Raw genomic sequence first — 18,256 nt, 5'->3', positions numbered from 1 at the left:
CACTGCTAGGTAGAAGACCATGGCACGACTGAAAGAGATTTACCGGAACGAAATCGCTCCCAAGCTTAAGGAAGAACTTAAGCTGTCGAACGTGATGGAAGTTCCGCGCGTTACCAAAATCACCCTGAACATGGGTCTGGGCGAAGCGATCGGCGACAAAAAAGTCATCGAGCACGCTGTTGCCGACCTGGAAAAGATCACCGGTCAAAAGCCGGTCGTGACTTTCGCTCGTAAATCCATCGCGGGCTTCAAAGTCCGTGAAGGATGGCCGATCGGCGTCAAGGTGACCCTGCGTAGCGACAAGATGTACGAATTCCTGGACCGCCTGCTGGCGATCTCCCTGCCTCGGGTTCGCGACTTCCGCGGCCTGAATGCCAAGTCCTTCGATGGCCGTGGCAACTACAGCATGGGCGTGAAAGAGCAGATCATCTTCCCGGAAATCGATTACGACAAGATCGATGCTCTGCGCGGTTTGGACATCACCCTGACCACCACTGCTCGTTCGGATGACGAAGGCCGCGCTCTGCTGCGTGCTTTCAAATTCCCGTTCCGCAACTGATTGGAGTAGGAAAATGGCCAAGAAGAGCATGAAAAACCGCGAGCTGAAGCGTCAGCTCACGGTAGCCAAGTTCGCCAAAAAGCGTGCTGAGCTGAAAGCGACCATCGTCAACCTGAACGCCTCTCCAGAAGAGCGTTTCGCTGCCGTTGTCGCTCTGCAGAAGCAGCCACGTGATGCCAGCGCTGCGCGTCTGCGCAACCGTTGCCGCCTGACCGGTCGTCCTCACGGTGTATACCGTAAGTTCGGCCTGGGCCGTAACATGCTGCGTCAAGCGGCAATGCGCGGTGACGTACCAGGTCTGGTCAAGGCCTCCTGGTAATCGCTGCAGGTGTGATCCCGGTGGAAGGGGAGCAATCTTCCGACCGCCGGTGACCTCGCCAACAAACAAGCCCCTATATGGGGCTTGTTTCGTTTCTACCTTGTGTCTAGAATGACCGGCTCACCTGAGCCTGGGTTTTTTGCCCAATCCGCTCGGGTGGTTGTGATAGCCGCAAGGCTAATAATTCTTGTATCAGGAGCATCTAGCCCATGAGTATGCAGGACCCGTTAGCGGACATGCTAACTCGCATCCGTAATGCCCAGATGGCTGAAAAGTCCGTCGTAAGCATGCCTTCCTCTACGTTGAAGGTCGCGGTTGCCAAAGTTCTGAAGGATGAAGGTTACATCGCTGGCTACCAAGTCAGTGGCGAAGCCAAGCCCTCCCTGTCGATCGAACTGAAGTACTTCGAAGGCCGTCCGGTCATCGAGGAACTGAAGCGCTCCAGCCGTCCAGGCCTGCGCCAGTACAAGGCCGTTACCGATCTGCCGAAAGTACGTGGCGGTTTGGGCGTGTCTATTGTCTCCACCAACAAAGGTGTGATGACTGATCGCGCTGCGCGCGCTGCCGGTGTCGGCGGCGAAGTTCTCTGCACAGTGTTCTAAGGGGGGATAGACATGTCTCGCGTCGCTAAGAACCCCGTTAAGCTGCCATCTGGTGTCGAAGTCAAATTCGCCGGCCAGCAGCTTTCGGTGAAGGGTGCCAAAGGCACTCTCGAACTGAACGTTCACTCGTCTGTTGAAGTTACCGAAGAGTCTGGTGAGCTGCGTTTCGTCGCTCGCAATGGTGACCAGCAAGCTCGCGCCATGGCCGGTACTACCCGCGCTCTGGTCAACAACATGGTCCAGGGCGTAAGCCAAGGCTTCGAGCGCAAGCTCCAGCTGGTCGGTGTTGGTTACAAGGCACAGGCCAAGGGCACTATCCTGAACCTGGCCCTGGGCTTCTCGCACCCAGTGGACTACGAACTGCCAGCCGGTATCACCGCTGAAACGCCTAGCCAGACCGACATCCTGATCAAGGGTATCGACAAGCAGCTGGTAGGTCAGGTGGCCGCTGAAATCCGCGACTTCCGTCCACCAGAGCCTTACAAAGGTAAAGGTGTGCGTTACGCGGACGAAGTAGTCCGTCGTAAAGAAGCCAAGAAGAAGTAGGGCCTAGCAAATGACCGACAAAAAAGTTACTCGACTGCGTCGCGCTCGCAAAGCACGCCTCAAGATGCACGAACTCGAAGTCGTGCGCCTGTGCGTGTTCCGCTCCTCGCAGCACATCTACGCCCAGGTCATTTCGGCCGACGGCAGCAAGGTTCTGGCAAGCGCCTCGACCTTGGACAAAGACCTGCGTGATGGCGCCACTGGCAACATCGACGCGGCCACTAAGGTTGGCAAGCTGGTAGCTGAGCGTGCGAAAGCCGCCGGTGTATCTCAAGTTGCCTTTGACCGTTCCGGCTTCAAGTACCATGGCCGCGTCAAAGCGCTGGCTGATGCTGCTCGTGAAGGCGGGCTGGAGTTCTAAGTTATGGCAAATAACGATCAAAAGCGCGACGAAGGCTACATCGAGAAGCTGGTTCAAGTTAACCGCGTTGCCAAGACCGTAAAAGGCGGCCGTATCTTCACCTTCACCGCGTTGACCGTGGTTGGTGATGGTAAAGGTCGTGTCGGCTTCGGCCGTGGCAAATCGCGCGAAGTACCTGCTGCGATCCAGAAAGCCATGGAAGCTGCTCGTCGCAACATGATCCAGGTTGACCTGAAGGGCACCACCCTGCAGTACGCCACCAAGGCTGCCCACGGCGCCTCGAAGGTTTACATGCAGCCTGCCTCGGAAGGTACCGGTATCATCGCCGGCGGTGCAATGCGTGCTGTCCTGGAAGTTGCTGGCGTTCAGAACGTTCTGGCCAAGTGCTACGGTTCGACCAACCCAGTGAACGTGGTTTACGCCACCTTCAAGGGTCTGAAAGCCATGCAATCTCCTGAATCCATTGCTGCCAAGCGCGGCAAGAGCGTCGAGGAGATCTTCTGATCATGGCAACCGTTAAAGTAACGCTGATCAAGAGCGTCTCGGGCCGTATCCCTAACCACAAACTGTGCGTTAAGGGTCTGGGTCTGCGTCGCATCGGTCACACTGTAGAAGTCCAGGATACTCCCGAGAATCGCGGGATGATCAACAAGGCTTACTACATGCTGCGCGTCGAGGGTTAATCGATGAAACTCAATGATCTGAGTCCAGCGCCGGGTTCCCGTCGCGAAAAGCATCGTCCGGGTCGTGGTATCGGTAGCGGTCTGGGTAAGACCGGCGGCCGTGGCCACAAAGGTCAGACCTCCCGTTCGGGTGGTTCGATCGCTCCGGGCTTCGAAGGCGGTCAACAGCCGCTGCACCGTCGTCTGCCGAAATTCGGCTTCGTTTCCCTGAAAGCCATGGACCGCGCAGAAGTGCGTCTGTCCGAGCTGGCCAAAGTGGAAGGCGACGTGATCTCCGTGCAATCCCTGAAGGATGCCAACGTGATCAACCAGCACATTCAGCGTGTGAAAATCATGCTGTCTGGCGAAGTTACTCGCGCAGTCACCATCAAGGGCATCGCAGCCACCAAGGGTGCGCGTGCGGCTATCGAAGCAGCTGGCGGCAAATTCGAGGAATAAATGGCTAAGCAAGGTGCTCTCTCTTCGCTCGGTAAGGGCGGGATGTCGGAACTCTGGGCTCGTCTGCGCTTTCTGTTCATGGCGATCATCGTCTATCGGATAGGTGCGCATATCCCGGTTCCAGGCATCAATCCGGACCGTCTGGCGGATCTGTTTCGGCAGAATGAGGGGACCATTCTTAGCTTGTTCAACATGTTTTCCGGTGGCGCGCTTGAGCGCATGAGCATCTTTGCACTGGGGATCATGCCGTACATTTCGGCATCGATCATCATGCAGCTGATGACGGCGGTCAGCCCGCAACTGGAGCAGTTGAAGAAGGAAGGTGAAGCTGGCCGTCGCAAGATCAGCCAGTACACCCGCTACGGCACCGTTATCCTGGCGCTGGTCCAAGCCATTGGCATGTCCATTGGCTTGGCCAACCAGGGCGTGGCGTTTTCTGTCGGCCTGGGCTTCCATGTCGTCGCGGTTTCCACGTTTGTGGCCGGCGCGATGTTCATGATGTGGCTGGGCGAGCAGATCACCGAGCGCGGTGTGGGCAACGGTATCTCGATGTTGATCTTTGCAGGTATCGTTGCCGGTCTTCCGAGAGCAATCGGGCAGTCTTTCGAGTCTGCGCGTACAGGCGATATCAACATTTTCGCCCTGGTCGCAATCGGTTTGCTGGCAGTAGCGATTATCGGTTTCGTGGTGTTCATTGAGCGTGGTCAGCGTCGTATCGCCGTTCACTACGCCAAGCGTCAGCAGGGCCGCAAGGTCTTCGCTGCGCAGACCAGCCACTTGCCGTTGAAGGTGAACATGGCGGGGGTTATCCCGGCTATTTTCGCCAGCAGCATTTTGCTGTTCCCGGCTTCGCTGGGTGCCTGGTTCGGTCAGTCCGAAGGTATGGGCTGGTTGCAGGACATCTCGCAGTCGATCGCTCCTGGTCAGCCGTTGAACATCTTGCTGTTTAGTGCAGGGATCATTTTCTTCTGCTTCTTCTACACAGCGCTGATGTTCAATCCGAAAGACGTAGCGGAAAACCTGAAGAAGTCCGGTGCCTTTATTCCGGGTATCCGTCCTGGTGAACAGTCGGCTCGCTACATTGATGGCGTTCTGACCCGTTTGACCATGTTCGGTGCTCTTTACATGATGGCCGTCTGCCTTCTGCCCCAGTTCCTGGTGGTGGCAGCAAATGTGCCGTTCTACCTTGGCGGGACCTCGTTGCTGATTGTGGTAGTGGTTGTGATGGACTTCATGTCCCAAGTACAATCGCACCTCGTTTCGCACCAGTACGAATCCCTGATGAAGAAAGCCAACCTGAAAGGCTACGGTGGCAGCGGTTTGCTGCGCTGATACGCCCCTAAGGTTCGAGGAGTCGGTAATGAAAGTTCGTGCATCGGTGAAAAAGCTGTGCCGTAACTGCAAGATCATCCGTCGCGAAGGCGTCGTACGAGTGATCTGCAGCGCGGAACCGCGTCACAAACAGCGCCAAGGCTGAGTGTGATCGTCGCTTCAAACCCAGCAGCTAGTGTGCTGCTGGGTTGATTATTCGTTTCTACAGCGATATTATCTCGCGCCCTATTTCTTGGCTTCCGGGGCGTAGGTAGCTGTCAATTGGAGTCCCACTGAATGGCCCGTATTGCAGGCGTCAACATTCCAGATAACAAGCATACTGTTATCTCGCTGACCTACATCTATGGTGTCGGTCGCACAACTGCGCAGAAGATCTGTGCAGACGCTGGTGTAAACCCAGCCGCTAAGATCAAGGATCTGAGCGACGAGCAAATCGAAACCCTGCGTGGCGAAGTCGCGAAGTTCACCACCGAAGGTGACCTGCGTCGTGACATCAACATGAAGATCAAGCGCTTGATGGACCTGGGTTGCTACCGCGGCCTGCGTCATCGTAAAGGTCTGCCGGTTCGCGGTCAGCGCACCAAGACCAACGCACGCACCCGTAAGGGCCCGCGTAAGCCGATCCGCAAGTAACCGCCCAGGAATATAGACATGGCAAAACCTGCTGCTCGTCCTCGTAAGAAAGTCAAAAAGACAGTGGTTGATGGCATCGCCCACATCCATGCGTCTTTCAACAACACCATCGTGACCATCACCGACCGTCAGGGCAATGCTTTGTCCTGGGCGACCTCCGGTGGTTCGGGTTTCCGTGGTTCGCGCAAATCCACCCCGTTCGCAGCACAGATCGCTGCTGAGCGTGCTGGTCAAGCTGCGCTGGAATACGGTCTGAAGAACCTCGACGTTAACGTCAAGGGTCCAGGTCCAGGTCGTGAGTCCGCCGTTCGTGCATTGAACAGCTGCGGCTACAAGATCGCCAGCATCACCGACGTGACGCCAATCCCGCACAACGGGTGCCGTCCGCCGAAGAAGCGTCGCGTGTAATCAGGAGACAGAAGAATGGCACGTTACATTGGTCCAAAATGCAAACTGTCTCGTCGTGAAGGCACCGATCTGTTCCTGAAGAGCGGCGTTCGCGCTCTGGAATCGAAGTGCAACATCGAAGCAGCCCCAGGTATCCACGGCCAGCGCCGTGGCCGTCAGTCCGACTACGGTACCCAGCTGCGCGAGAAACAAAAAGTCCGTCGTATCTACGGTGTTCTGGAGCGTCAGTTCCGCGGTTACTACCAAGCTGCTGCCTCGAAAAAAGGCGCAACCGGTGAGAACCTGCTGCAACTGCTCGAGTGCCGTCTGGATAACGTCGTCTACCGTATGGGCTTCGGCTCGACTCGTTCCGAGTCCCGTCAGCTGGTTTCGCACAAAGCGATCAGCGTCAACGGTAAGACTGTAAACATTCCATCCTACCAAGTTCGTCCGGGTGACGTGGTCGCGGTTCGCGAGAAGTCGCTGAGCCAGCTGCGCATTGTTCAAGCCCTTGAACTGTGCGCCCAGCGTGGCCGCGTTGAGTGGGTTGACGTGGATGCTGCTAAAAAGTCGGGCGTTTTCAAGAACGTTCCTGCTCGCAGCGACCTGTCTGCCGACATCAACGAGAACCTGATTGTCGAGCTCTACTCCAAGTAAGGGCTAGAAAATAGGTGCATCCATGCAGATTTCGGTAAATGAGTTCCTGACTCCCCGCCACATTGATGTGCAGGTAGTCAGTCCGACCCGCGCCAAGATCACGCTCGAGCCTCTCGAGCGTGGCTTCGGCCATACCCTGGGCAACGCGCTGCGCCGCATCCTGTTGTCCTCCATGCCTGGCTGTGCAGTAGTCGAGGCCGAGATCGATGGCGTACTCCATGAGTACTCCGCGATCGAAGGTGTTCAGGAAGACGTAATTGAAATCCTGTTGAACCTGAAAGGCCTGGCTATCAAACTGCACGGTCGTGACGAAGTTACGCTGACCTTGTCGAAAAAGGGTTCGGGGGTGGTTACCGCTGCCGATATTCAGCTGGATCACGATGTCGAGATCGTCAACCCCGATCACGTAATCGCGAACCTGGCGTCGAACGGCGCCCTGAACATGAAGCTCACCGTAGCTCGTGGTCGTGGTTACGAGCCGGCCGACTCCCGTCAAACCGACGAAGACGAAAGCCGTAGCATTGGCCGTCTGCAGTTGGACGCTTCGTTCAGCCCGGTGCGTCGTATCGCCTATGTGGTCGAAAACGCCCGTGTTGAACAGCGTACCAACTTGGACAAGCTGGTCATTGATCTGGAAACCAACGGCACCCTGGATCCTGAAGAGGCAATCCGCCGCGCTGCGACCATCCTGCAACAGCAGCTGGCCGCGTTCGTCGACCTCAAAGGTGACAGTGAGCCTGTCGTAGTCGAGCAGGAAGACGAGATCGATCCGATCCTGCTGCGTCCGGTTGACGACCTGGAACTGACTGTACGTTCGGCCAACTGCCTCAAGGCGGAGAACATCTACTACATCGGCGACCTGATTCAGCGTACCGAAGTAGAGCTGTTGAAGACTCCTAACCTGGGCAAGAAGTCCCTGACTGAAATCAAGGACGTCCTGGCCTCTCGTGGTCTGTCTCTCGGCATGCGCCTCGACAACTGGCCGCCTGCAAGTCTTAAGAAAGACGACAAGGCGACCGCCTGATCGTCGTAATCACCGAACGTAGTGTTTGGTAAGGAATGAATCATGCGTCATCGTAAAAGTGGACGTCACCTGAGCCGTACCAGCTCTCACCGCAAAGCTATGTTCCAGAACATGGCTGTGTCGCTGATCGAGCACGAGCTGATCAAAACCACCCTGCCGAAAGCCAAGGAACTGCGCCGCGTTGCCGAGCCGCTGATCACCCTGGCCAAGGAAGACAGCGTTGCTAACCGTCGTCTGGCCTTCGACCGTACCCGTTCGAAGTCCGCTGTTGGCAAACTGTTCAACGATCTGGGCAAGCGTTACGCCACCCGTCAGGGCGGCTACCTGCGCATCCTGAAGTGCGGTTTCCGCGCTGGCGACAACGCGCCTATGGCGTACGTCGAGCTGGTTGATCGTCCAGTCGGTGGTGCTGTAGAAGCTGCCGAGTAAGACGTTCTGTCTGCTACAAAGAACCGGGCCTTGTGCCCGGTTTTTTGTGCCTGTAAGTATTGTTAATTTCTATTGATACAAGTCATGTAATGAATTTGTCCTGAAGCGACCGCTCGTCAATACTCCTATCCAAGCCGATTAGCCGGCAGTTCTAGACTGATAAGGAGAGCCCATGAGCAAGATTCTCACCACCGCCAGCGGTGCACCCGTAGCTGACAACCAGAATTCCCGCTCTGCCGGCCCCCGCGGCCCGCTGCTGCTCGACGATTTCCACCTGATCGAGAAGCTCGCCCACTTCAACCGCGAGAACATCCCAGAACGTCGTGTTCACGCCAAGGGTTCGGGCGCGTACGGCACCTTTACCGTTACCCGCGACATCACCGGCTACACCAGCGCCAAGCTATTCGAACAGGTCGGCAAGCAGACCGAAACCTTCCTGCGCTTCTCCACGGTCGGTGGCGAACGTGGTTCGGCTGACACCGAGCGTGATCCGCGTGGTTTCGCCGTCAAGTTCTATACAGAGGAAGGCAACTGGGACATCGTTGGCAACAACACTCCGGTGTTCTTCATCCGTGACCCGCTCAAGTTCCCGGACTTTATCCACACCCAGAAGCGCCACCCGCAGTCCAACCTGAAGAACGCGCAAATGATGTGGGACTTCTGGTCACACTCGCCCGAGGCGCTGCACCAAGTCACCATCCTGTTCTCTGACCGCGGTATCCCGGACGGCTACCGTCACATGCACGGCTTTGGCAGCCACACCTATAGCCTGATCAGCGCCGCCGGTGAACGTACCTGGGTGAAGTGGCACTTCAAGACCCAGCAAGGCATCAAGAACCTCGCCCCTGCCGACGCTGCACGCTTGGCAGGTACAGACCCGGACTACGCCCAGCGCGACCTGTTCGAGGCCATCGAGCGCGGCGACTACCCGCGTTGGACCGTGTGCATTCAGGTGATGACTGAGGCCGAGGCCGCCAGCCGTGACGAGAACCCGTTCGATGTGACCAAGACCTGGTCGCAGAAGGACTATCCGCTGATTGAGGTGGGCGTACTGGAGCTCAACCGTAACCCGCTCAATTACTTCGCTGAGGTCGAGCAAGCGGCGTTTGGCCCGAGCAACATGGTCCCAGGTGTCGGGCTGTCGCCTGACCGTATGCTGCAGGGCCGGGTGTTCGCCTACGCCGATGCGCATCGCTACCGCGTGGGCACCAACCACCAGCAGTTGCCGGTCAACGCGCCGCGCTCTGCGGTCAACAGCTACCAGCGTGATGGTTCGATGGCCATTGGCAGCTACGGCAGCGCGCCGAACTACGAGCCCAATAGCTACGGCGATGCACCCAAGCAGTCGCCACGCCATGCTGAGCCTGCCCTGGCCCTGAATGGCTCGGCTGATCGCTACGATCACCGTGAGGACAATGACTACTACAGCCACGCCGGTGCACTGTTCCGCTTGATGAACGAACAGCAGAAGGCCCTGCTGATCAACAACATCGCGGGCGCCATGGCAGGCGTGAGCGACGATGTCATCCAACGCCAGTTGCAGTACTTCTTCAAGGCCGACCCGGCCTACGGTGAGGGCATTGCCAAGGCGCTGGGTGTGAATCTCGCCTAAGTCGAAGTGATAAGAAGAACCGCCCTCATTTGGGCGGTTTTTCAATGAATATCACTACTGTTTAACCGATTTTTTGCATCTAATTGCGCGTTTTTCAGTGACCGCGAGCAAAACGTGGTTCACACTATGTCCATTGATGTTTTCACATGGAGAAGCAGGGCGATGCAAGGTCACCCGGACGTAATCAACTACCTCGTCACGTTGCTGAAGGGCGAACTGGCAGCACGCGACCAGTACTTCATTCACTCGCGTATGTATGAAGACTGGGGCCTGTCCAAGCTCTACGAGCGCATCAACCACGAGATGGAAGAAGAAACGCAGCACGCCGACGCGCTGATGCGCCGCATCCTCATGCTCGAAGGCACCCCCGACATGCGCGCGGATGACCTCGAAGTGGGCAGCACTGTGCCGGAGATGATCGAAGCCGACCTTAAGCTGGAATACAAGGTCCGCGCCGCGCTGTGCAAAGGCATCGAGCTGTGCGAGCTGCACAAGGACTACATCAGCCGCGACATCTTGCGCGCGCAGTTGGCTGATACCGAAGAAGATCACACCTACTGGCTGGAGAAGCAGCAGGGCCTGATCAAGGTTATCGGCCTGGAGAACTACCTGCAGTCGCAGATGTAAGTTATCCACAGTCAATAAAAAGCCCCTGGCACTTACGGTGCCAGGGGCTTTTTTATGCACAGGCGGATCAGGCCCGGTCACGCTCCAACAGCGGCTTGAGGTAATGCCCGGTGTAGGACTGCTTCATCTTGGCCAGTTCTTCCGGTGTACCGCTGGCAATGATCTGCCCGCCTTTGGAGCCACCTTCCGGCCCCAAGTCCACCAGCCAGTCGGCGGTCTTGATCACGTCCAGGTTGTGCTCGATCACCACCACGGTGTTGCCGTGGTCGCGCAGGCGGTGCAGCACATCGAGCAACTGCTGGATATCGGCAAAGTGCAGGCCCGTGGTTGGCTCGTCGAGGATATACAGGGTCTTGCCGGTATCGCGCTTGGACAGCTCGCGGGACAGCTTCACCCGCTGAGCCTCACCGCCCGACAAGGTAGTCGCCGACTGGCCCAGCTTGATGTAGGACAGGCCTACGTCCATCAGGGTTTGCAGCTTGCGCGCTAACGCCGGGACCGCGTCGAAGAACTCGCGGGCGTCCTCGATGGTCATTTCCAGCACCTCGTGGATGTTCTTGCCCTTGTACTTGATCTCCAGGGTTTCGCGGTTGTAGCGCTTGCTCTTGCACACGTCGCACGGCACGTAGATGTCGGGCAGGAAGTGCATCTCAACCTTGATCAGGCCATCGCCCTGGCAGGCCTCGCAACGGCCGCCCTTGACGTTGAACGAGAAGCGCCCTGGGCCGTAGCCGCGTGAGCGCGATTCGGGAACACCCGAGAACAGCTCGCGAATCGGCGTGAAAATGCCGGTGTAGGTTGCCGGGTTCGAGCGCGGTGTGCGGCCAATCGGGCTCTGGTCGATATCCACCACTTTGTCCAGGTGCTGCATGCCATCCATGCTGCTGTGCGGCGCGGCTTCCAGACTGCTCGCGCCGTTGAGCGCGGTAGCGGCGAGCGGGTACAGGGTGTTGTTGATCAGGGTCGATTTGCCCGAACCCGACACGCCCGTTACGCAGGTCAGCAGGCCGATCGGGATTTCCAGGTCGACGTTCTGCAGGTTGTTACCGCGCGCGCCCTTGAGCTTCAGCGAGAGTTTTTTGTCGCGTGGCGTGCGTTTGGCTGGGACGACGATTTTCTTGCGCCCGGACAGGTATTTGCCAGTCAGCGAGTCAGGATGCGCCATGACCTCCTCGGGCGTGCCCTCGGCGACGATCTGGCCACCATGCACCCCGGCACCCGGGCCGATGTCCACCACATAGTCGGCTAAACGAATAGCGTCTTCGTCGTGTTCCACCACGATGACCGTATTGCCCAGGTCGCGCAGGTGGTTGAGGGTGGCCAGCAAGCGGTCGTTGTCGCGTTGATGAAGACCGATGGACGGTTCATCGAGGATGTACATCACCCCGACCAGGCCCGCACCGATCTGGCTGGCCAGGCGGATGCGCTGGGCCTCACCACCCGACAGTGTGTCGGCGCTGCGGTCCAGGGTGAGGTAGTCCAGGCCGACGTTGACCAGAAACTGCAGGCGCTCGCAGATTTCCTTGAGAATTTTCGCTGCAATTTCGCCACGGCGCCCGGTCAGGGTCAGCTCGCCGAAGTAGCTGCTGGCTTCACCGATCGGCAGGTTGGTGACGGCCGGTAGGGTTTTTTCGCCCACCCACACGTGCCGAGCTTCGCGCCGCAGACGGGTGCCGCGGCAGTCAGGGCAGGGTTGGGTGCCGAGCAGTTTGGCCAGCTCTTCACGCACGGTGGCCGACTCGGTCTCGCGGTAGCGCCGCTCCAGGTTCGGCACGATGCCTTCGAACGGGTGCGAGCGTTTGACGATGTCGCCGCGGTCATTGAGGTATTTGAAGTCGACGCTCTGCTTGCCGCTGCCTTGCAGGATCACCTTCTGGTGCTCGGCCGACAGCTCGCCGAACGGCGCCTCAAGGCTGAACCCGTAGTGCGCGGCCAGCGAGCCAAGCATCTGGAAGTAATAGACGTTGCGCCGGTCCCAGCCGCGTATAGCGCCCTCGGCCAGGGTCAGCTCGGTGTTGACCAGGCGTTTGGTGTCGAAGAACTGCTTGACCCCCAGGCCGTCACAGGTCGGGCAAGCACCGGCCGGGTTGTTGAAGGAAAACAGCTTGGGCTCCAGCTCACTGATCGCATGGCCACAGACCGGGCAGGCGAAGCGGGCGGAGAAGATCATCTCTTCACCTTCTTCGTCGTCCATCGGCGCCACCAAGGCGATACCGTCGGCCAATTTGAGTGCAGTCTCGAACGACTCGGCCAGACGCTGCTGCAGGTCGGCGCGGACCTTGAAGCGGTCTACCACCACATCGATGCTGTGCTTCTTCTGTTTATCCAGCTTGGGCAGCTCATCGAGCTCGTAGAGCTTGCCGTTGACCCGCGCGCGGACGAAGCCCTGGGCGCGCAGCTCGTCGAACACGGCCAAGTGCTCGCCCTTGCGCTCGCGGATCACCGGTGCCAGCAGCATCAGCTTGCTGCCTTCGGGGCGCTCCAGTACCAGGTCGACCATCTGGCTGACGGTCTGCGCCTCCAGCGGGATGTCGTGGTCCGGGCAGCGCGGCGTGCCAACGCGGGCGTAAAGCAGGCGCAGGTAGTCGTAGATCTCGGTGATGGTGCCGACGGTGGAGCGGGGGTTGTGCGAGGTCGACTTCTGCTCGATGGAAATGGCCGGGGAGAGGCCTTCGATGGTGTCGACGTCGGGCTTTTCCATCATCGACAGGAACTGCCGGGCATAGGCCGACAGGGATTCGACATAACGGCGCTGGCCTTCGGCGTACAGTGTGTCGAATGCCAGGGAGGACTTGCCGGACCCGGACAGGCCGGTGATGACGATCAGCTTGTCCCGCGGCAGGGTCAGGTCGATGTTCTTCAGGTTGTGGGTACGTGCCCCACGAATCAGGATCTTGTCCACTGCGGCCTCGCTCGGCGGGCATAAACAAAGAAGTATACGGCGCGCTGCCAGTACGCGGCAAAGCGTCGCGTATATGCCGTCAAGCTGTCGGACTGATAGAATCGCCGCCGGTTCACACGAGGTTAATCCATGCACGACACCCACAACGAGCGCATGAGTGGCAGCGAAACCCGCGCCGCAGGCGGCCTGGCCCTGGTCTTTGCCTTTCGTATGCTGGGCATGTTCATGGTCTTGCCGGTGCTGGCCACCTACGGCATGGACCTGGCCGGTGCCACCCCCGCGCTGATTGGCCTGGCCATTGGCGCCTACGGCCTGACCCAGGCGGTCCTGCAGATCCCGTTCGGCATGGTGTCCGACCGCATCGGCCGGCGCCCGGTAATTTACCTGGGGCTGGTGATCTTCGCCCTGGGCAGCGTGCTGGCGGCCCAGGCCGACTCTATCTGGGGGGTCATCGCCGGGCGCATTCTGCAGGGCGCGGGGGCGATTTCCGCCGCCGTCATGGCACTGCTGTCCGACCTGACCCGGGAACAGCATCGCACCAAGGCCATGGCCATGATCGGCATGAGCATCGGCCTGTCGTTCGCTGTCGCCATGGTCGTCGGCCCGCTGTTGACCCGTGCCTACGGGCTGTCAGGATTGTTCTTGTCCACGGCAGGGCTTGCGCTGGTGGGCACCCTGCTGATCGCCTTCGTCGTGCCTAGCACTCACAGCACCTTGCAACACCGTGAGTCAGGCGTTGCCCGCCAGGCACTGGGCCCGACCCTGCGCCATCCGGACCTTCTGCGCCTGGACATCAGTATCTTCATCCTCCACGCCATCCTCATGGCCAGCTTCGTCGCACTGCCCTTGGCCTTCGTCGAGCGTGGCGGCCTGCCCAAGGAAGAGCACTGGTGGGTCTACCTGACCGCGCTGTTCATCTCATTTTTTGCAATGATCCCGTTCATCATCTACGGCGAAAAAAAGCGCAAGATGAAACGCGTACTGGCCGGAGCGGTCAGTGTGTTGCTGCTGGTCGAGGTGTTCTTCTGGCAGTGGGCTGACAACTTGCGCGGACTGGTGATTGGCACCGTGGTATTCTTTACCGCATTCAACCTGCTGGAAGCCTCGCTGCCTTCGTTGGTGAGCAAGGTGTCGCCTGCGGGTGGCAAGGGAACGGCGATGGGGGTGTACTCCACCAGCCAGTTCCTGGGCGCCGCCCTGGGGGGCATCCTCGGTGGCTGGTTGTTCCAGCACGGTGGGCTGAACATGGTGTTTCTCGGTTGCGCGCTGCTGTGTGCCGTATGGTTGGTCGTCGCGTTGCGCATGAACGAGCCGCCGTATGTGACCAGCTTGCGCATGCCGCTGACGCCCGAGGCAGTCCGGGAAGCCGGGTTGACCGAACGCCTGATGGCCGTGCCGGGTGTGACCGACGCCGTTGTGGTGGCAGAAGAAGCCGCCATCTATATCAAACTGGATACGAAAATTTTGGACCGTACGACCCTCGAGCGTCTGGTAAACCCAGCCTCTTCGGCGTGCGAAGCCTAGGAGAACGTTATGGCCCGTGGGGTTAACAAAGTCATTCTGGTCGGCACTTGTGGCCAGGATCCCGAAGTCCGCTACCTGCCCAACGGTAACGCCGTGACCAACCTGAGCCTGGCTACCAGCGAGCAGTGGACCGACAAGCAGTCGGGCCAGAAGGTGGAGCGTACCGAGTGGCACCGTGTGTCGCTGTTCGGCAAGGTTGCCGAAATCGCCGGCGAATACCTGCGCAAGGGTTCGCAGGTGTACATCGAAGGCAAGCTGCAGACCCGCGAGTGGGAAAAAGACGGCATCAAGCGCTACACCACCGAGATCATCGTCGACATCAACGGCACCATGCAGCTGCTGGGCGGCCGTCCGCAGAACCAGCAAGGTGGCGGCGACCAGTACAACCAGGGTGGTGGCAACAACTACAACCAGGGTGGCCAGCAGCAACAATACAACCAGGCGCCACCACGTCAGCAGGCCCAGCGCCCGCAACAGGCTCCTCAGCGCCCAGCGCCGCAGCAGCCAGCGCCGCAGCCGGCGGCTGACTTTGACAGCTTTGATGACGATATTCCGTTCTAAGCAACGATAAAGACGAGTTTGTACAACAGTCTTTGAAAGGCCCCGCGCTAGCGGGGCCTTTCGTTTCTGCAGTGTGTCGACAGAAGTTATACATCACAGTAAGCACTCACGCCGTCTATCATGACGTGCTCAGCGGTAATCTCCAGTTTTAGAGCCCCGTTATCAGCATTCAGTCTAATAACACCGTTTTCTTTCGTAATGTTTAGGTCAAGCATGCAGTTTGATTGCATGTCAGAAATTTGCAATTCTCTGACGCCTACGGCTAGCAGTCTTAACTGGATGCGGTTGAATCCTGCGGTTTTCCACTTTGTGGGTGGGTGATTGGGGAATTCCCTCAGGTCAAACCTTAGGAGAACTTTTGGGCCATCACGCTGAATTTCAATGCCATGCAAATTGACACCTTTTAGTAAGGGCGAGTCCTCCCCGTATAGGGACTTAAGTGCTGTCGGGTCGACAAGGTGTTCAGTCCAATTAATCATTTTGCCTCGCTAAGAATCCCATTAGTATTCAGTCCGCCGGATAAGCCAATAGGATCACTTTCGACATACCGCCAAGTCTGCGGGTCATGACCACGGAAGTAATTGTAGTGCAGCCCGCTCTCAGCGTCGTAGTACTGCCCAGGAAAGCACAGGTTGAGCAACGTCTGTTGTCCTGAACCCTGCGGATCCTGATTCAAGCCATACAAGTAAGTGGTAAAGCCTTGGCTGGTAATTTTGGCGACGCGCTGGCCAAGGCTGTTGTACCGGTATTGCGCCGCCACTTGGTCGTTGATCTGTACATAGGCCAAGCGATTTACGCGTCATAATCTTTCCCGTAATTCGCGTATTTCATCAGGTAATATTTTTATTGTCCTAATTTCTGGTGTGCACTCAGCTATCTTTTTCCATTTTGTTCCTGATTAGCACGTAGGAATCTTTGGTGTTTGGTAGCCGAACATGATGGGTTCGCTTCACATGCTTCCTCAAAACCAGATGCGTAATGATTAGGTGAATTGTCTCGAGTATTTCATCAAGATCCTTGGGGGCTTATCTTGTAGGCCGCTCCCCGATTTACTGGCCTTGTTGATTGTGATTTCGTTGATCTAATACCTGAACATTGAATAACTCACGATCTACTGGGTCAAATATATTCACACTTGGATTCTCCTTGGTGGAAATAAATCCAAGGCCCACATCGTCATGCGGGTATATAAACAATCCAAGCCTCTCAAGATAGATGAAAATATGTCCGCAAAGCCCGCCTAGTGTCATTTGGATATAATAGGCTTTATAGAGAAGATTTATATTGTCCTCTGTAATTGGTACATTCCTGAATCCATTGCCGTCAACAATGCCATAGGGTGAGCTTAATAGCGGCTCGATAAATTCCTTCACATCTGAATCGCTGTATTCATACAGGGGTTCCAGGTCGCTTATATCACAACCTAGAGTCAGGCTTGATATTGCGGAAACTCCAAACTCAATCTCTTTCCTAACTAGGTTGTCAAGTATGGGTATTACAGTCTCACCCCCGTGCCTTATCTTTTCGCCAATGTAATAAAAATACCCATAATATCCGGGTGAGCTAGTGTAGCTTTCAAGGCATATACTGTTTTTAAAATTTTCTATGATCATACATTAATCAACCTTAATTGCAGTGCCATTAGCTGCTGCCTGCGGGGAGGTAGGACAGGATTGATACAGTTTTGATACTGATTTAGGGCAGATGTGGGACAAGAATAGGACAAATTCCGCCATCACCGATGGAAGAGGTAATTGAGAGACTGCGAGATGTGACTGAAGGACGGGAGATTGGGGGGAGCGCTACACCGGGGGGCAAGTCGTAGCGCTCTTTTTCTCGCGGATAAATAACCCACCCTACAAGACTGAGATTAGATGGTCCGACTGTAGGAATTAGCTTTCGTCTGAACATGGATAGCCTGTCATGTCGAGTGAAAGAGACAGTTCTGAAATCAACTTAACCAAAGACTTAGAAAACTTTAATGGAAGTACTACGGTTTCATCAAGGCCGTAATAAATAGCAATCCTAAAAACTGAATCCTCTAGCGCCAATCTTTCTCCAAGAACCTTCAACCCTTCGATAAAATTGCATACAGTTTTATCGAACACCAGCCAGTCATTAAAATCGAAATCATTTATCGATATGGATAGATGACCCGTTTTTGAACTTACGCTACTCATATATTTATTGGGCAGTTTCATCGCCAATGCAGCAAGCTCTGAACAGTCAGTATTTTTTATTACAATCTCAAGGCTGCATTCAAAAACCATCTTGGGTACCTTGTAAAATTAGCACATTGGAAGTTTAGGCTTTGGGCAACCGAACATTGTAGGATGCACCTCGCAGGCCTCTTCAAAGCCAGGAGGAAGTATTAGCGGAGGTACTAAGTTTAGAATATCGTCAATTCCCCCGGCCCCGCCCTTGTTATCTGGCTTAGGCTTACCTTTTTCCAACCACTCCTTGTGGGACTCATCGGCTACATCTTTCGAAACCTGCCCATTAGGCCCCTTCAGATCATTCATGTCACCTTGTTTGTGGAACCACTTCCAAAAGGCCCTCGGTAAACCGAACAGCTTATCTCCTGGATGCAGCCCTAAAGGGTCACTAAACGAAAGAGGATTACCACCTACATACCCGTAGGTGTTCAGCCCACCCGCCAATCCAATCGGATCACTCTCAACATACCGCCCAGTCTGCGGATCATAATCACGGAAGTAATTATAGTGCAGCCCGCTCTCAACGTCGTAGTACTGCCCAGGAAAGCGCAGGTTGAGCACCGTCTGTTGTCCTGAACCCTGCGGATCCTGATTAGGTTTGCCCTCGCCAAAGGCATCCGACTGCCACTGCCAGACGATCTGCTGCTTGGCCGAAGTGGCCAGGCGTAGCGTGTCGAGGTGGTCGCTGTGCAGATAAAGCAGCTGCGCAGCGCCCGTGCCGCGCATATTCACGCTGGCCAGTGGCAGCGAATCCAGCCACAGGTAGGACTACGTGCGCTGCAAGGCCCCGGTAGGGGGCGCGTAGCGAATAAGAAAAAACCGGCACAAGGCCAGTGTCATAAAC

At 56.9% G+C, this 18,256-nt stretch carries 23 protein-coding genes and 2 pseudogenes; 19 read left to right on the top strand and 6 right to left on the bottom strand.

Going from position 1 to position 18,256, the window contains the following annotated elements:
• Nucleotides 1-19 precede the first annotated feature (19 nt).
• From rplE to bfr, 17 genes are all read left to right on the top strand, one after another.
• Nucleotides 20-559, top strand: coding sequence for a 50S ribosomal protein L5 (rplE, locus tag AC5PZ0_RS24275; RefSeq protein WP_003255474.1), 540 nt, complete (start codon nt 20-22; stop codon nt 557-559).
• A gap of 13 nt (nt 560-572) precedes the next feature.
• Nucleotides 573-878: a 30S ribosomal protein S14 gene (rpsN, locus tag AC5PZ0_RS24270; RefSeq protein WP_012316516.1), complete on the top strand. Its 306-nt coding sequence runs from the start codon at nt 573-575 to the stop codon at nt 876-878.
• Nucleotides 879-1,087: 209 nt separating this feature from the next.
• On the top strand, nt 1,088-1,480 hold the full coding sequence (gene rpsH, locus AC5PZ0_RS24265) for a 30S ribosomal protein S8 (RefSeq protein WP_027594873.1): 393 nt from the start codon (nt 1,088-1,090) through the stop codon (nt 1,478-1,480).
• Between the two features lie 12 nt (nt 1,481-1,492).
• Nucleotides 1,493-2,026: a 50S ribosomal protein L6 gene (gene rplF, locus AC5PZ0_RS24260; protein WP_027594874.1), complete on the top strand. Its 534-nt coding sequence runs from the start codon at nt 1,493-1,495 to the stop codon at nt 2,024-2,026.
• A gap of 10 nt (nt 2,027-2,036) precedes the next feature.
• Nucleotides 2,037-2,387: a 50S ribosomal protein L18 gene (gene rplR, locus AC5PZ0_RS24255; RefSeq protein ID WP_008089801.1), complete on the top strand. Its 351-nt coding sequence runs from the start codon at nt 2,037-2,039 to the stop codon at nt 2,385-2,387.
• Nucleotides 2,388-2,390: 3 nt separating this feature from the next.
• Nucleotides 2,391-2,891 carry a 30S ribosomal protein S5 gene (rpsE, locus tag AC5PZ0_RS24250; RefSeq protein ID WP_003255465.1) on the top strand — a complete coding sequence of 167 codons (501 nt, stop codon included), beginning with the start codon at nt 2,391-2,393 and terminating at the stop codon, nt 2,889-2,891.
• A 2-nt stretch (nt 2,892-2,893) separates the two neighbouring features.
• Nucleotides 2,894-3,070 (top strand): 50S ribosomal protein L30, encoded by a 177-nt coding sequence (rpmD, locus tag AC5PZ0_RS24245; protein ID WP_008089798.1) that lies wholly within the window; start codon nt 2,894-2,896, stop codon nt 3,068-3,070.
• 3 nt (nt 3,071-3,073) lie between these two features.
• A complete protein-coding gene (gene rplO, locus AC5PZ0_RS24240) occupies nt 3,074-3,508 on the top strand; it encodes a 50S ribosomal protein L15 (protein WP_003255461.1) in 435 nt (144 codons plus the stop codon).
• Nucleotides 3,509-4,840: a preprotein translocase subunit SecY gene (secY, locus tag AC5PZ0_RS24235; RefSeq protein ID WP_003257108.1), complete on the top strand. Its 1,332-nt coding sequence runs from the start codon at nt 3,509-3,511 to the stop codon at nt 4,838-4,840.
• Nucleotides 4,841-4,868: 28 nt separating this feature from the next.
• Complete coding sequence (gene rpmJ, locus AC5PZ0_RS24230) at nt 4,869-4,985, top strand: 50S ribosomal protein L36 (RefSeq protein WP_002555468.1); 117 nt, start codon at nt 4,869-4,871, stop codon at nt 4,983-4,985.
• Nucleotides 4,986-5,116: 131 nt separating this feature from the next.
• Entirely contained in the window at nt 5,117-5,473 is a 357-nt protein-coding gene (gene rpsM / locus AC5PZ0_RS24225) for a 30S ribosomal protein S13 (RefSeq protein WP_003255457.1), read from the top strand.
• 18 nt (nt 5,474-5,491) lie between these two features.
• Nucleotides 5,492-5,881, top strand: coding sequence for a 30S ribosomal protein S11 (gene rpsK / locus AC5PZ0_RS24220; protein ID WP_003255454.1), 390 nt, complete (start codon nt 5,492-5,494; stop codon nt 5,879-5,881).
• Nucleotides 5,882-5,896: 15 nt separating this feature from the next.
• Nucleotides 5,897-6,517 carry a 30S ribosomal protein S4 gene (rpsD, locus tag AC5PZ0_RS24215; protein ID WP_009681977.1) on the top strand — a complete coding sequence of 207 codons (621 nt, stop codon included), beginning with the start codon at nt 5,897-5,899 and terminating at the stop codon, nt 6,515-6,517.
• A gap of 22 nt (nt 6,518-6,539) precedes the next feature.
• On the top strand, nt 6,540-7,541 hold the full coding sequence (locus AC5PZ0_RS24210; RefSeq protein ID WP_003255452.1) for a DNA-directed RNA polymerase subunit alpha: 1,002 nt from the start codon (nt 6,540-6,542) through the stop codon (nt 7,539-7,541).
• Between the two features lie 42 nt (nt 7,542-7,583).
• Complete coding sequence (gene rplQ / locus AC5PZ0_RS24205; protein ID WP_003255451.1) at nt 7,584-7,970, top strand: 50S ribosomal protein L17; 387 nt, start codon at nt 7,584-7,586, stop codon at nt 7,968-7,970.
• A gap of 172 nt (nt 7,971-8,142) precedes the next feature.
• A complete protein-coding gene (locus AC5PZ0_RS24200; RefSeq protein ID WP_027594875.1) occupies nt 8,143-9,582 on the top strand; it encodes a catalase in 1,440 nt (479 codons plus the stop codon).
• Between the two features lie 162 nt (nt 9,583-9,744).
• Nucleotides 9,745-10,209 carry a bacterioferritin gene (gene bfr, locus AC5PZ0_RS24195; protein WP_008089766.1) on the top strand — a complete coding sequence of 155 codons (465 nt, stop codon included), beginning with the start codon at nt 9,745-9,747 and terminating at the stop codon, nt 10,207-10,209.
• A 67-nt stretch (nt 10,210-10,276) separates the two neighbouring features.
• On the opposite strand, the gene uvrA is transcribed toward bfr, so the two are convergent.
• Nucleotides 10,277-13,111, bottom strand: a complete 2,835-nt coding sequence (gene uvrA / locus AC5PZ0_RS24190; protein WP_186682789.1) for an excinuclease ABC subunit UvrA — start codon at nt 13,109-13,111, stop codon at nt 10,277-10,279.
• Nucleotides 13,112-13,240: 129 nt separating this feature from the next.
• On the opposite strand from uvrA, the gene AC5PZ0_RS24185 reads away from it, so the two are divergent.
• Nucleotides 13,241-14,635: an MFS transporter gene (locus tag AC5PZ0_RS24185; protein ID WP_085274033.1), complete on the top strand. Its 1,395-nt coding sequence runs from the start codon at nt 13,241-13,243 to the stop codon at nt 14,633-14,635.
• A 9-nt stretch (nt 14,636-14,644) separates the two neighbouring features.
• Nucleotides 14,645-15,196, top strand: coding sequence for a single-stranded DNA-binding protein (locus AC5PZ0_RS24180; RefSeq protein ID WP_027594878.1), 552 nt, complete (start codon nt 14,645-14,647; stop codon nt 15,194-15,196).
• A gap of 86 nt (nt 15,197-15,282) precedes the next feature.
• On the opposite strand, the gene AC5PZ0_RS24175 is transcribed toward AC5PZ0_RS24180, so the two are convergent.
• From AC5PZ0_RS24175 to AC5PZ0_RS24155, 5 genes and pseudogenes are all read right to left on the bottom strand, one after another.
• Nucleotides 15,283-15,675, bottom strand: a complete 393-nt coding sequence (locus tag AC5PZ0_RS24175) for an Imm50 family immunity protein (RefSeq protein WP_493855887.1) — start codon at nt 15,673-15,675, stop codon at nt 15,283-15,285.
• Nucleotides 15,676-15,692: 17 nt separating this feature from the next.
• Nucleotides 15,693-15,857: pseudogene (locus AC5PZ0_RS24170) on the bottom strand (RHS repeat-associated core domain-containing protein); the annotation flags it as partial.
• 388 nt (nt 15,858-16,245) lie between these two features.
• Nucleotides 16,246-16,809: a hypothetical protein gene (locus AC5PZ0_RS24165; RefSeq protein ID WP_493855886.1), complete on the bottom strand. Its 564-nt coding sequence runs from the start codon at nt 16,807-16,809 to the stop codon at nt 16,246-16,248.
• A 279-nt stretch (nt 16,810-17,088) separates the two neighbouring features.
• Nucleotides 17,089-17,466: a hypothetical protein gene (locus AC5PZ0_RS24160; RefSeq protein ID WP_493855885.1), complete on the bottom strand. Its 378-nt coding sequence runs from the start codon at nt 17,464-17,466 to the stop codon at nt 17,089-17,091.
• Between the two features lie 312 nt (nt 17,467-17,778).
• Nucleotides 17,779-18,177, bottom strand: a pseudogene (locus tag AC5PZ0_RS24155) (RHS repeat-associated core domain-containing protein); the annotation flags it as partial.
• Nucleotides 18,178-18,256: the final 79 nt, after the last annotated feature.

The organism is Pseudomonas sp. 5.2 (genome assembly GCF_059025405.1).
This window is presented reverse-complemented; position numbering and strand designations above follow the sequence as displayed.